The organism is Sagittula stellata E-37 (genome assembly GCF_039724765.1).
Taxonomy (GTDB): Bacteria; Pseudomonadota; Alphaproteobacteria; order Rhodobacterales; family Rhodobacteraceae; genus Sagittula; species Sagittula stellata.
In genome coordinates, this window is the sequence record NZ_CP155733.1 from 39,247 (window position 1) to 52,006 (window position 12,760).

The 12,760-nt window shown below is 65.6% G+C and carries 7 protein-coding genes, 5 pseudogenes and 1 other annotated feature; of the genes and pseudogenes, 5 read left to right on the forward strand and 7 right to left on the reverse strand.

Annotation, left to right across the window (positions count from 1 at the left end):
* Positions 1-108: 108 nt before the first annotated feature.
* The 5 genes from ABFK29_RS24940 to gmd are packed head-to-tail and all read right to left on the reverse strand — an operon-like array spanning position 109 to position 7,180.
* Complete coding sequence (locus ABFK29_RS24940) at positions 109-1,521, reverse strand: mannose-1-phosphate guanylyltransferase/mannose-6-phosphate isomerase (RefSeq protein ID WP_347100799.1); 1,413 nt, start codon at positions 1,519-1,521, stop codon at positions 109-111.
* A 6-nt stretch (positions 1,522-1,527) separates the two neighbouring features.
* Positions 1,528-2,535, reverse strand: a complete 1,008-nt coding sequence (locus ABFK29_RS24945) for a sulfotransferase family 2 domain-containing protein (protein ID WP_347100800.1) — start codon at positions 2,533-2,535, stop codon at positions 1,528-1,530.
* Positions 2,532-3,452, reverse strand: coding sequence for a class I SAM-dependent methyltransferase (locus ABFK29_RS24950; protein WP_347100801.1), 921 nt, complete (start codon positions 3,450-3,452; stop codon positions 2,532-2,534). The genes ABFK29_RS24945 and ABFK29_RS24950 overlap by 4 nt, the downstream gene beginning before the upstream one ends.
* A 52-nt stretch (positions 3,453-3,504) precedes the next feature.
* Positions 3,505-6,180 (reverse strand): glycosyltransferase, encoded by a 2,676-nt coding sequence (locus tag ABFK29_RS24955; RefSeq protein ID WP_347100742.1) that lies wholly within the window; start codon positions 6,178-6,180, stop codon positions 3,505-3,507.
* Complete coding sequence (gene gmd, locus ABFK29_RS24960) at positions 6,164-7,180, reverse strand: GDP-mannose 4,6-dehydratase (protein ID WP_347100743.1); 1,017 nt, start codon at positions 7,178-7,180, stop codon at positions 6,164-6,166. Before gmd ends, ABFK29_RS24955 begins: the two co-directional genes overlap by 17 nt.
* Before the next feature lie 180 nt (positions 7,181-7,360).
* Between gmd and ABFK29_RS24965 the strand changes: the two are divergent.
* The 3 pseudogenes from ABFK29_RS24965 to ABFK29_RS24975 form a co-directional block, all read left to right on the forward strand.
* Positions 7,361-8,071 (forward strand): annotated as a pseudogene (locus ABFK29_RS24965) (IS3 family transposase); the annotation flags it as partial.
* Positions 7,643-7,759: a sequence feature (AL1L pseudoknot), on the forward strand. Its footprint overlaps the pseudogene before it by 117 nt.
* A gap of 66 nt (positions 8,072-8,137) precedes the next feature.
* Positions 8,138-9,011: pseudogene (locus ABFK29_RS24970) on the forward strand (IS5 family transposase).
* Positions 9,012-9,074: 63 nt separating this feature from the next.
* Positions 9,075-9,425: pseudogene (locus tag ABFK29_RS24975) on the forward strand (DDE-type integrase/transposase/recombinase); the annotation flags it as partial.
* Here ABFK29_RS24975 and ABFK29_RS24980 read toward each other — a convergent pair.
* Together ABFK29_RS24980 and ABFK29_RS24985 are read right to left on the reverse strand one after the other, a co-directional pair.
* A pseudogene (locus ABFK29_RS24980) lies at positions 9,386-9,538 on the reverse strand (transposase); the annotation flags it as partial. The pseudogenes ABFK29_RS24975 and ABFK29_RS24980 overlap by 40 nt on opposite strands.
* Positions 9,539-9,615: 77 nt before the next feature.
* Positions 9,616-10,008, reverse strand: coding sequence for a teicoplanin resistance protein VanZ (locus ABFK29_RS24985; RefSeq protein ID WP_347100744.1), 393 nt, complete (start codon positions 10,006-10,008; stop codon positions 9,616-9,618).
* Between the two features lie 369 nt (positions 10,009-10,377).
* Between ABFK29_RS24985 and ABFK29_RS24990 the strand changes: the two are divergent.
* Positions 10,378-10,647: pseudogene (locus tag ABFK29_RS24990) on the forward strand (integrase core domain-containing protein); the annotation flags it as partial.
* A gap of 186 nt (positions 10,648-10,833) precedes the next feature.
* Entirely contained in the window at positions 10,834-12,651 is a 1,818-nt protein-coding gene (gene glmS, locus ABFK29_RS24995; RefSeq protein ID WP_347100745.1) for a glutamine--fructose-6-phosphate transaminase (isomerizing), read from the forward strand.
* Positions 12,652-12,760: the final 109 nt, after the last annotated feature.

Here is a 12,760-nt window from a genome sequence, read left to right on the forward strand (position 1 = left end):
CTGTGCGAGCACAGTATGACGCAGCTTTCCCAAAAACGCGAAACAGAGCAACCTAGATAAAGCCTCTGAAGCCAACTTCGTGAGGGTGCGACGAGCTGAGCATGCAACTCAAGTCCTTGCGTAGACGTCCTCGTAGCGGATGATGTCGTCCTCACCGAGATAGGACCCGGTCTGCACCTCGATCAGCACCATTGGCACTTTGCCGGGGTTCTCCATCCGGTGCACGGCGCCCAGCGGGATGTAGACCGACTGGTTCTCCGTCACCAGCTTCACCTCTTCGTCCACCGTCACCTTCGCCGTGCCCTGCACGACGATCCAGTGCTCGGAACGGTGGTGGTGGGACTGCAGCGACAGCGCGGCACCGGGGTGGACGTGGATGCGCTTCACCTGGAACCGCTCGCCGATCACGAGGCTTTCGAACCAGCCCCAGGGGCGGTGATCCACCGGAAGCTGCGTCGCCTGCTTGGCGCCACGCTCCTTCAGGATCGTCACCGCGGTCTTCACGTTCTGCGCGCTCGACATGTCGGCCACCATGACCGCGTCGCGCATCGCCACCGCGACCACGTTCTTCAGGCCGATCCCCACCAGTTCCTGGTCGGGGTCCTCGGCGCGCAGCAGGCTGCCTTCGCAGCCGAGCGCCGTGGCATGGGCCGAGACTGCGTTGCCGTCCTCGTCGCGGTCGGATTCCAGCCAGACGGATTCCCAGCCGCCCAGGTCGGTCCAGTGCCCCTCGAAGCGCACCGCCGACAGGTTGTCGGCCTTCTCCATCACCGCGTAGTCGATCGACTCATCGTCCACCGTGGCCCAGATCGCCGGGTCGATGCGGGTGAAGTCGAGATCTTCCTTCGCCGCTTCCATCGCCTCGGCGACGCGGGTCAGGATGGCGGGGGCATGGGTCTTGAACGCCTCGACCAGCACCGAGGCCTTCGCCAGGAACACGCCCGCGTTCCAGAGGTAGCGCTTGTCGGCAAAGAGCGTCTCGGCGGTGGCGGCATCGGGCTTCTCGACGAAGCGTTCCAGCCGGCAGAGGCCGGGCGCGCTTTCGGCGCCGGTCTCGAGCCAACCATAGCCGGTCTCCGCCCGCGCCGGCACGATGCCGAAGGTCACGATCTGGCCCTCGGCGGCAGCCTTGGCGCCCAGCTTCACCGCGTCACGGAACATCTCCGGCTGCGGCACCGCGTGGTCGGAGGGCACGAGCAGAATCATCGCTTCCGGATCCTTGCGCAGCGCCAAGAGCGCGGCGGCGGCGGCGGCGGGCGCGGTGTTGCGGCCCTCCGGCTCGATCAGGATGCCCGCGGGCTTCACCCCCAGGGCATCGAGCTGCTCGGTCACGATGAAGCGGAAGGGATCGCCGGTCACAACCAGCGGTGCGCCGAATCCCTCGCCGGAAAACCGCCGGGTCGAGGCCTGGAACAGGCTTTCATCCCCGGTGACGTCGGCGAACTGCTTGGGATAGGACTTGCGCGACAGGGGCCACAGACGTGTTCCGGAGCCGCCGCAAAGAAGGACTGGAAAAATCATTTTCTCTCACCTGAAGGTCTTTTCCAGGAGGGCATAGTCACAGGCGAAGGCGGATTCCACCTTACTCCGCATCCCGGCGTCGAAAAAACTGCCGTGCGAGAGTTTTGCGCCAATCATGAGGTCTCTTGGCCAAAGATCCATCGCGGCTCCCTCCTGCCCTCCGCTGCCGGACCCGGTGACGTTGCGGGCCTGGCGGTCCAGCGGTATGCCGCACCGCTCCTCAACCAGGGCGAGCAGAACGCTGATCTGGTCGAGCCGGTAGAGCCGGTCGTAGTCGATGCCCTCTAGATAGAGCGCCTGCGGACGCCAGTGCGGGTCGAGCGTGCGCCCGGGCACCGAGGTCACATGGTCGATGAACTGCCGGAAGGTGATGCCGCGGTCGAAATCGGAAGCCTCCGGCCCGGCCTGCGCCTGCACCGCCTCCACCACCGTGCGGGTGTGGAAGATGTTCGCCGGCACGGTGCGGCCGATCACGAACTTCTCCATGTAGGCAGACAGCAGCCGCCGTTCCGGATCGCGCAACACCGCGACCTTCAGGATGTCCGGGTCGCGGATCATCGCCTCGGCCTCTTCCCGAGTGTAGTCCGAAAGCTGTGCGCCGGTGCGCACCCGATCGGTCAGCGTGTGGATGTCGCGCGCCATCCAGTCCGCGTGCGGCAGCCCCGCGCTGCGCACCATCGCGGACTTCAGCAGGGTGCAGGCGTTCTTGCCGATCGGGCAAAAGAGCATCCGGGCCGGAGCGGAGACGAAAACCTGCGCCATCGGCCAGCCCAGCGGGGTCTTCCGGGCGCGCGAACCCTGGCGGAATTCCTCGGAGGCGAAGAGCATCCGGTAGAGCTGGTGCAGCGAGGTGAAGGGCGGCGCGGTTCGCGGGTTGGGCGGACGGCCGAGGATCACCTCATAGGCGGCGACGGCATCCGGCGGCAGGGGAGAGCGGGGCAGGGGATCGGGAGAAGGATCGGGTCCGGGCGCCTCTGCGGTTCCCTCCTCCGGAAAGCCGGTCGCGGCGGTCATGCGGCATCCTGGGCGGCGGTGGCGCAGAGCACCGGGTTCGACCACATCTGCACACCGTCGATGGCCACCACCGGGCGCCCGCCCCTGAGCGGCGCGATGGCCGGGCGGTCGACCTCCATCCGCCAGCCGCGCGCGAGGAAATGCGCCTCCAGCGCGCCCTCGATGGTGCGGCTGTGGGTGCCGATCAGCACCCGCCGCACCTGCCGGTCGAGCGCCTCGGCATTGCCCGCAACGAATGCGGTTTCCGCCCCCTGGATGTCGATGTGCAGAAGGTCGATGCGGCGGCCCCCGGCCAGATCCTCCAGCGGGTAGCAGTCGAGCACCTGCACCTTCGGATCGGCCTTGGCCCGGGCCAGGGTTGCGGCATCGGGATCGAAGACCGCCGCCCCGCCCCAGCCCGCCGCCCCGGCGCCGGGAAAGATCGCCTGACCGGGCCGCGCGGCGGCGATGCCGTGCACCAGCCGCCAGTCCTCTGGCCGGAAACCGTTGAGCGCCAGCGCCGCCTCCGCCTGTGCGAGGTGGCCGGTGTCGCCCTCCACCCCGACCAGCGTGAGGTCCAGCCCGCGCCGCCGCGCCGCCAGCCCGGTGTTCATCAGCCAGCAGCCCCAGCCGCAGCCCAGTTCGACCACGGTGAATCGGCCCTCGGCCGCCTCGACCGCGCGCAGGGCGGCGGCCCATTCGGCGATGTCCGCGTGCCAGTTGCCGGGATCGGGCGGCCCCTCGACGGTGCCCGACAACGGTTCGAGCACCGACGGGCAGACGGAGACCGGCACCTTCAGCCCGAGGAAGTTGGTCACCGTGCCCGGCGCGGGCGCGGGCCGTTCGGCGGGGGCATGGCGGCGGAGCAGGGCGATGGCGTCGAATTCCGACTGGTAGTGAAAGAGCGCTTCGTGCTGGGCGTGGCCTGGGGCGGGCATCAGTCTCTCCTTTGCGGGCAGGGGCGGGCGGGGAACCGGCCGGCGCGGCACATCACTCTGCCGCCCTGCGCCGGGCGCCGCCGTCCAGGTCTGTCAGGATCTCGCGCATGCGGGCGGCGTAACGGCGACCGATCGCGGCCTCCGAGAAGTCCTGTTGCACCCGGGCGCGCGCGGCGCGGGCACGGCGGGCCAGCTCGCGGGGATCGTCCCGCATGGCCCGCATCTGGCGGGCGGCATGGGCGACGTCGGGTTCGGCCCATTTCTGGCCCGGCACCACGAAGATGTAATCGTCCTGCGTCAGTTCCACCAACCGGTAGTCCACCAGCCAGCAGGTCTTGTCATCGCAGAAATCCATGTTGCCGGAATAGCCCGTCGCCAGCACCGGCACGCCGAGGTTCATCGCCTCGATCATGCCGAACCCCCAGCCCTCCGAGCGGTGCAGTGAGATATAGGCGTCGGCGCCCTTCTTGAACTTCAGCAGGTCCTCGTAGCGCAGCGTCTCGTCGATCAGCGAGATCCGCGGATCGGCGGCCAGCGCCGCGTCCACCTGCTCCCATATGGCCATCTGCACCGGGCAGGTGACCTTCGCCCTGTTCTGCGTCTTGATGACCAGCCGGACACTATTGTTGCCTATCGCTTCGCTGCCATCGGCGGGGCGGCCCCCGGGCGGGAAGGCCTCCGCGAAGGCCTGCAGCACTCCCAGCGGATTCTTGCGCTGCACGAAGGAGAAGCTGTCGAAGGTCACGGCAAAGACGAAGACGTCGTCGGGCACGCCGGTCTTCTCCTTCAGGAGGGCGCGAGCGTCGGTGCGGGTGATCTCCGGCAGGGCCTCGTAGGACATGCCGACGTTGACCACGGGCCGGTCGGTGTGCGGCTGGTAGATCTCCATCCCGTACTGCGTCGACACCCAGATCTCGTCCATCAGGTCGAGCCCGAGGTGGTGGCAGGCGGCGGGGCTGTCGAGTTCCCAGAACACGTAGCCGATGTTGTAGGCGCCCTCCATGACCTCGGGCTGGTAGGCGACCGAGAGGGGCAGGCTCTCGGCGTTGATGTGGAAGACGTTCACCCGCGCGGGCCGGTAGTCGCCCGCGTCCCGCTCCGAGCTGAAGCCTTCGGGCGCGGGGTTGTCGAGGCTGTAGTCCACGGTGTTGAACGTCAGCCCCAGTTCGCGGCCCACAGTGGCCTCTAGGCAGGCGGCCGACAGGCGCGTCGCCTGCCCCAGCCCCGAGGCCTTCCTGACCGGGCCGATGACCTGGATGTCGACCGCGGGGCTGTCGAGGGCGGGCAGGCGCGCCGCCTCCAGCCGGTGGCCCTCGGCGGTGAGGGTGGCAAAGCGCAGGCCGTCCAGCTCGAACCCCTGCTGGCGCAGCACGCCCGCATAGGCGGCGCGGGTCAGCCCGGGCATCGGGCGGTCGAGCTCGGCGCAGAATTCCGACAGCGCTGTGGGGGTCGGGTCGGGCTCCGGGCGCTGCGGCCCGCGCAGCAGCCGCAGCGGGCCGCGCACCAGCGTCGCAAGCTGCGCCTCCGGCTGGGGCAGGATGCCCTGGCGCGGGGCCAGCGCCGCCTCAAGCGTGTCGCGCGGCAGGTAGCGCAGGAAGTCCGGGCGGAACAGGGCCATGATGAGCAGCGCACAGGCCAGTCGGCGGCGGCCGTCCTCCTCTTCGAGCGGGAGTTCCGACAGCTCCGCCGTCTCCGCGTGCATCCGCACCATGAACTCCGAGAGCGCCCATGTCTGCCCCGCAAAACGGTCGGGGACGTGGCTCAGCGCGGCGGCCATGTAGTCGGGCACGAGGCAATCCTCGCCGCCCACCGCCTCCGAATGGTTAACCGCCCACCAGAAGGCGGCCCAAGCGTACCAGTCGGGATTGTGGAAATCGATCGCGTGCAGGATCGGCTGCACCTCCATCATGAAGGACCAGGCGGCGCGCGACAGGTGGCGTGGCTGGCCGCCGATCACCTGCGGTTCGTTCAGCCACGCGATGGTGTCCGCCGACATCGGCACCCGCAGGCTGCGCCGCATGGGCGCGTAGGAGCCGAGGTAGAACTTCAGGAAATGCGCCACGTCGCCGGGCCGGTTCGCCGGATCGAACTGCGCGTCCACCCGGTAGCGGTAGCGCATGTAGTCGGCATAGGCGAAGAGCGGCGCGGGCAGGGCGCCGTCGTGCCCCTCCGCAAGGTAGTCGCGCGGCGCGAAGATCTTCGCCTGTGCCGCGCTGCAGGGCGGCGCGGGGCGGGCCGCAGGCAGGGGCGTGTCCCGGAGCCTGTCGGGCGACAGCCGCTCTGCCAGCAGTTCCAGCCCGCCATACAGCCGCTTGCGCAGGGCGCTGCCGCGCAGCGGGGCCTCCTCCGCGCCGTGGGCGACCTCCACGATCTGCACCTGTTCGAGGAAGAGGCTGCGGTCTCCCGAGAGCACGCGCAGGTCCACCCGCCCGGAATTGGCCAGCGCGATGCGGGTCATTTCCGGCGTCACGGGGATGACGAAGCCATGCCGCCCGTCGCCGACCCCGGCCTTCTCCAGGTCGCGGCGGTGCACGTTGGCGGCGCCCTCGTGGATGCGCGCACCCTGCACGAAGACGCCGACGCGCAGCATCTGCTGCCCTGCCGTCACGGGCTGCACCCAGCCGACGATCTCGCCGCCCATCACCCCGTCGACATAGCCGCGAAATCCGCCGCGATGGTGCTCGACGCGGGTGCGCAACTTGCGCAGCCCGTCAGTGAGTGAGCGCATCGAAATCCGCCTTCGCCATCATCGCCGCCAGTTCGCGCACGTCGATCTGCGGCTGCCAGCCGAGCTTGTCCCGAGCCTTCGTCGCGTCGCCGATCAGCAGGTCGACCTCTGCTGGACGGTAGAACTTCGGGTTGACCTTCATCACCAACCGCCCGGTCCGGCGGTCGTGCGCCGTCTCCGTCTCAGCGGTCCCTTGCCAGTCGAGCGACATGTCCAGAGTCTCCGCGACATAGGTAAAGAAGTCACGAATGGTGGTCGTCACCCCGGTGGCTAGTACGTAATCGTCTGCCTCTTCCTGTTGGAGCATCCGCCACATACCCTCGACATAGTCGCCGGCAAAGCCCCAGTCGCGCTTGACGTCAATATTGCCCAGTTCCACCGGCGCGTTGCTGCCCCGAGCGATCCGCGCCAGTCCTTGGCTAATCTTGCGGGTAACGAACTCCTTCCCGCGCAGCGGCGATTCATGGTTGAACAGGATCCCCGAGGAGGCGTGCATCCCGAAACTCTCGCGGTAATTCACCGTGATGTAATAGCCGTATACCTTGGCCACGCCGTACGGCGAACGGGGATAGAGACGGGTGGTCTCGCGTTGAGGCACCTCCTGCGCGAGGCCGAACATCTCGGAGGTAGAGGCCTGATAGAAGCGGGTTTGGGGCGAGAGCGTCCGCAGCGTGTCGAGGATACGCACCACCGCCATACCGTCCACGTCGGCGGTATAGACCGGCAACTCCCACGACGTGGCGACAAAGCTCTGCGCGGCAAGATTGTAGAACTCGTCGGGCCTGGTCTTCTGGATCACGCGGAAGATGCTGTTGGGCTCGGCCAAGTCGAGCTCGTGCATCTCAATATCGCCGGTGATACCTAGAAAGTCCAGGCGCGTGGTTTCCGGCTGCGAGATCCGCCGCACGCCGCCATGTACCGCGTAGCCCTTCTCCAGCAGAAGTTTCGCGAGGTAGGCGCCGTCCTGCCCAGTGATACCGGTAATGAATGCTGTCTTCATTGATCGCCCTGCGTTGTCGCGAACCCGTTGTCTCACCACCAAGGTTAAATGCGAGTTAAACGCAAATCGTAGAGCGCAAATAAGAAGAGAGTAAGGAACGAGCGCAGTAGCTCTCCAAATTAACAACTGAACCGCGCCGAGTTTGCCGGAGGCTCCAACTCCTAAGTAGGCTGGAGCATCATGAGCAAGACGACGAACAAGTTTTCCCCGAAGTGCGCGAACGTGCGGTGCGCTTGGTTCTCGACAATGAGGGTCAGCATGGATCGCGCTGGCAGGCAGTCATGTCGATCGCGGCGAAGATTGGCTGTGCGCCCCAGACCCTGAACGACTGGGCCAAAAAGGCCGAGGTCGACAGCGGCAAGCGCGCTCTGGCATCCCGGCCGACCTGGCGGAGAAGGTGAAGGCGCTGGAGCGGGAGAACCGGGAACCGCGCTAGGCCAACGAGATTCTGCGCAAGGCGAGCGCATATTTTGCGATGGCGGAGCTCGACCGCCGGTCGAAGTGATGGTCGGGTTCATCGACGATCAGCGAGGGGAGCACGGGGTCGAGCCGATTTGCAGGGTTCTGCCGATCGCCCCGTCCACCTACTATGATCACCTGGCGAAGCGTGCCAATCCGGCCCGGTTGTTGGATCGCGCCCGGCGCGACGCAGTCTTGCGGCCAGAGATCGGGCGCGTGTTCGAGGAGAACTGGAGGGTCTAGGGCGTGCGCAAGGTCTGGCGTCAGCTGGATCGCGAAGGCTTCGATGTCGCCCGTTGCACAGTCGCCAGGCTGATGAAGGATATGGGTATTCAAGGCATTATCCGCGGCAAGCCACACAGAACGACGGTGCCGGATAGAAAGGCTCCATGCCCTTTGGACAAGGTGAACCGACAGTTCAGGGGTCCAGCGGGCGTTGTTGCAGAACTCTGACTGCGGTCGATACACAGAGTGAATCCGGTCGGTTAGACGGTCTGCATGAGCAAGCCTTTCCCCGCCCGCTACCGCACGACGAACTGGTCCAGCTACAACGCTGCCTTGCGCAAGCGCGGCTCAATGCTGGTCTGGATAGACCGGGAGATGGCTTGGCTGGCGCCGCATGAAGGTCGGCTCGGACGTCCACCCGTCTTCTCAGATGCCGCTATCCAGTTTTGCCTGTCGGTCAAAGTTCTCTTCAAGCTGCCCTTGCGACAGACCGCCGGTATGGTGGCCAGCCTGCTCCGGCTGGCGGGGTTGAACTGGTCCGTCCCCGACTTCAGCACCCTGTGCCGCAGGCAAAAGACCTTGGCGGTCCAGATCCCGTTTCGCCGCTCCGATGGCCCGCTCAACTTGCTCGTGGATAGCACGGGCATCAAGTTCCTCGGCGACGGTGAGTGGCAGGCCCGCAAGCACGGCGCCCAAGGCCGTCGAGTTCACTCCAAGCCGCGATGGCGACAGCCCGATCCTACCCGAGCTACTCGGCCAGATCCCCGAGGACGAGCAGATCGGCACGGTGACCGCCGACGGTGCCTACGACACACGTCGCTGCCATGCTGCCATCGTCGACCGGCAGGCCACACCGATCATCCCGATCCGGAGAAACGGGCGCGCCTGGAAGGAAGACGGCCCGGCAGCGAAGGCGCGGAACGAGACGCTACGCGCCACGAAGCACTACGGCCGCGCATTCTGGAAGCACTGGACCGGATACCACGCACGCAGCCGCGTGGAGGCGAAGATGCGATGCCTCAAGGCATTCGGCGAACGCATCGCCGCAAGAGACCCCGACCGCCAAACCGCCGAGATCCACATTCGCGTCGCACTCATGAACCGCTTCAATGCCCTCGGCACTGCCGAGATCGTTCGCGTTACATAACCTCAGCGGGGGGAGGGGAAGTCATACCTCAAGCGTGAGTTCTGCAACAACGCCGGTCCAGCGCCGAACATGCTCTGGGTTAGCGATTTCACCTACGTCGCCACTTGGAGGGGCTTCATGTATGTGGCTTTCGTCATCGACGCCTACGCACGCCGGATCGCCGGCTGGGGGGCGAGCCAAACAGCTCACGCAGGCTTGGTGCTCGATGCGCTTGAACAGGCTGTCCATGATCGCCGCCCGGTCAAGGGCGCGGGGCTCGTCCACCATTCCGACCGCGGGTCGCAATACCTGTCCATTCGCTACACCGAGCGGCTGGGCGAGGCCGGCATCTAGCCATCCGTGGGCAGCGTCGGCGACAGCTACGACAACGCGTTGGCCGAGACGATCAGGGCTCGCTTCCATTTATGGATCATCGTCGGATGCACCCCGAACCGGCTTGCCAGCTCGGCGGCCGTCTCCTCGCCTTTCAGGGCTTCCAGCGCGACCTTCGCCTTGAACTCAGGCGCGTGCTGCTTGCGTTTCGACATCTCTGATCTCCTTCTCGTCGAAGATCAGCAGACTGCAAATCGTAGCTTATGTCAGTGTCCGAATTTCGGGGGGTAGCTCAGTGTTGCTTGTTGCGCGAGTTGACTTTGTTAGCCAGCAAGCCGGCAGGAGTTAGCAGGGTTGATGCTATTGCCACGCCAAACATGCTAGCCACCCAGTCGGTGAACTCCATTTTTCGGTCAACTAGTGGCTGTAAGACTTCAATGATGGCGCATAAAAGAGCGATTGCAGGGATTAGGCGCCAGATCCACTTGGGTCGAGCAAGCGCAGCAGGCGCGATGATAGCTCCAAACGCCACAGCATGCTGAATTTTGTCGTAGTAAGCTGGCGCTTCTTCGATGGTATGGGCTGGTACGTATGCAATGGTTTTCTCTGGGAGCAATGTTAGCAGCGTCACTGACGCAGCTAAGGCGGTCACAGCTGAGATCGTATAAGCGGCATCTCTTTTCATGTTCTCTACTCATCATGTCCTGAGAGGATTCGCGAGATGAAATCGTATGCTTTACGAACACGGCTATATTTTGCATAAACACTTGCTGCTAAATTTGGCGCTGTGAGCTGCTCTGCCTCCTGAGAAGTGGGTCGATGGCACGAGCTTCTGTGGACCGGCATGCAAAAATGACCCCGTAGCGGGGTAATCGGCGCCCAAAAATGACCCCCTTACACTGATGGTCATGATGCTCCCGAGGCCCAAAGGGACCCGGTTCTGGTGATGCCGGGCTCTGGACCGTCGCCAGCCAGGCTGAGCAAGCCTATGAGATGGACACGCCGGAACTGCATCGAACCAGCATCTTGTCGGCAGCCTTCCAGACTGACCACGGACCGAAGCGCTGAGCTATCGATGGATGGGAAGGGCCGCTTCCTCGACAACATCTTCATCGAGAGGCTGTGGCGCACCCTGAAATACGAATGCGTTTACCTGCATGCCTGGGAGACCGGATCGGAGACGAAAGCGGCGATCCGGAAATGGATGACCTTCTACAACCACCAGCGCCCGCATTCAGCCCTGGGCGGCCAACCTCCGGCGCTGGTCTATTGGCAGAGAAATGATATCAAGCAACCCCATCAGCAGGTGCAACGAGTAGCTTAAATTACGCCAGATCCTGTCCAAGAGATGGGGAGTAGCTCAAAAATCCAGCTCCCGGCGGTCCAAGGTTGGGAAACAGTTCACAAGCGAGCGTGCCGAGATGACGATCAAGGAAGGCTTTGCCACCAAGCTGTTCAACATGCTGAAGGCCCGCAAGGCCCGGCAGCAGAACTGAGAAGGACACCTCCCATGTGCGGAATCGTCGGCGTTCTAGGGACCCATGAGGTCGCCCCCATCCTCGTCGAGGCGCTGAAGCGGCTCGAATACCGCGGCTACGACAGCGCGGGCATCGCCACCGTGAACGGCGGCCACCTGGACCGCCGGCGGGCCGTGGGCAAGCTCATCAACCTGTCGGACGCGCTGGTGCACGATCCGTTGCGCGGCAAGTCCGGCATCGGCCACACCCGCTGGGCCACCCACGGCGCCCCCTCGGAGGTCAACGCCCACCCGCACAAGCGCGGCCCGGTGGCGGTGGTCCACAACGGCATCATCGAGAACTACAAGGACCTGCGGGCGAAATTGTCGGACGCCGGCCTGCTGCCCGAGACGGAGACCGACACCGAAACCGTGGCCATGCTGACGCAGCACCACATGGCGCAGGGCAAGTCGCCGGTGGAGGCGGCCATCGCCACCGTCGACGAGCTGGAAGGCGCCTTTGCGCTGGCCTTCCTGTTCGACGGCCAGGAAGACCTGTTGGTCGCCGCGCGCAAGGGCAGCCCGCTGGCCGTGGGCCACGGCGAGGGCGAGAACTACGTGGGCTCCGACGCCATCGCGCTGGCCCCGCTGACCGACCGCATCACCTACCTGGAGGAGGGCGACCTCGCCATCCTGACGCGCGAGACGATCGAGATCCGCGACCGCGAGGGCCGCCGCGTCAACCGCGAGGCGCGGACCATCAACATGGACACCGCCCGCGTCGACAAGGGCGGCTACAAGCACTTCATGGCAAAGGAAATCGCCGAGCAGCCCTCCGTGATTTCGGCCTGCCTGTCCGCCTACCTGGCCGAAAGCGGCGTCGCCCTGCCCGATCCGGGCATCGACTTCACCACCATCGACCGGCTGACAATCTCCGCCTGCGGCACCGCCTACCTTGCGGGGCTCACCGCCAAATACTGGTTCGAGCAGATCGCGGGCCTGCCGGTGGACGTGGATATCGCCTCGGAATTCCGCTACCGCGAGCCGCCGATCCCGCCGAAGACCGCCGCGCTGTTCATTTCCCAGTCGGGAGAGACCGCCGACACGCTGGCCGCGCTGCGCTATTGCCGGGACAAGGCCTCGGTCGTCTGGTCGGTGGTCAACGTGCCCGAAAGCTCCATCGCGCGGGAAAGCGACCTGGCCCTGCCGATCCACGCCGGGATCGAGATCGGCGTCGCCTCCACCAAGGCCTTCACCTGCCAGTTGACGGTGCTGCTGTTGCTTGCGCTGAAGGCGGCGGAAGATCGCGGCCGCCTGACGCCCGAGCGCCGCGACGACATCCTGACCGCGCTGCGCGCGCTGCCGGGCACCTTCAACGCAGCACTCGGCCGCGACGAGGTCATCGCACAGGCCGCCCGCCGCCTGTCGGAAGCGCGCGACATCCTGTTCCTGGGGCGTGGGCTGATGTACCCGCTCGCCCATGAGGGCGCATTGAAACTTAAGGAAATCAGCTACATACACGCCGAAGCTTATGCATCTGGCGAACTGAAGCACGGCCCCATCGCGCTGATCGACAAGAATGTGCCGGTGGTGGTGCTGGCGCCGAAGGACAGTCTCTTCGAAAAGACCGTCTCCAACATGCAGGAGGTCATGGCCCGTGGCGGCCAGGTCCTGCTGGTGACCGACAGCGCGGGCGCGTCCATTGCCGGCAACGACGTGTGGAAGGTCATCCAGATGCCCGAGGTGCCGGGGATCCTAACGCCGATCCTCTATGCCCTGCCCGCGCAGCTGCTGGCCTACCACACCGCCATCGCGAAGGGCACGGACGTTGACCAGCCGCGCAATCTTGCGAAATCTGTAACGGTGGAATGAATGACCTGCTCCCTGTAGAGTCCGCGCTCTTTATGCGCTCTGTTCAGGGTTGGGTCCGTAAGCGCTGTCCCGATCACACGGTGACGGCATAAATCCACGGGGCCAGTTC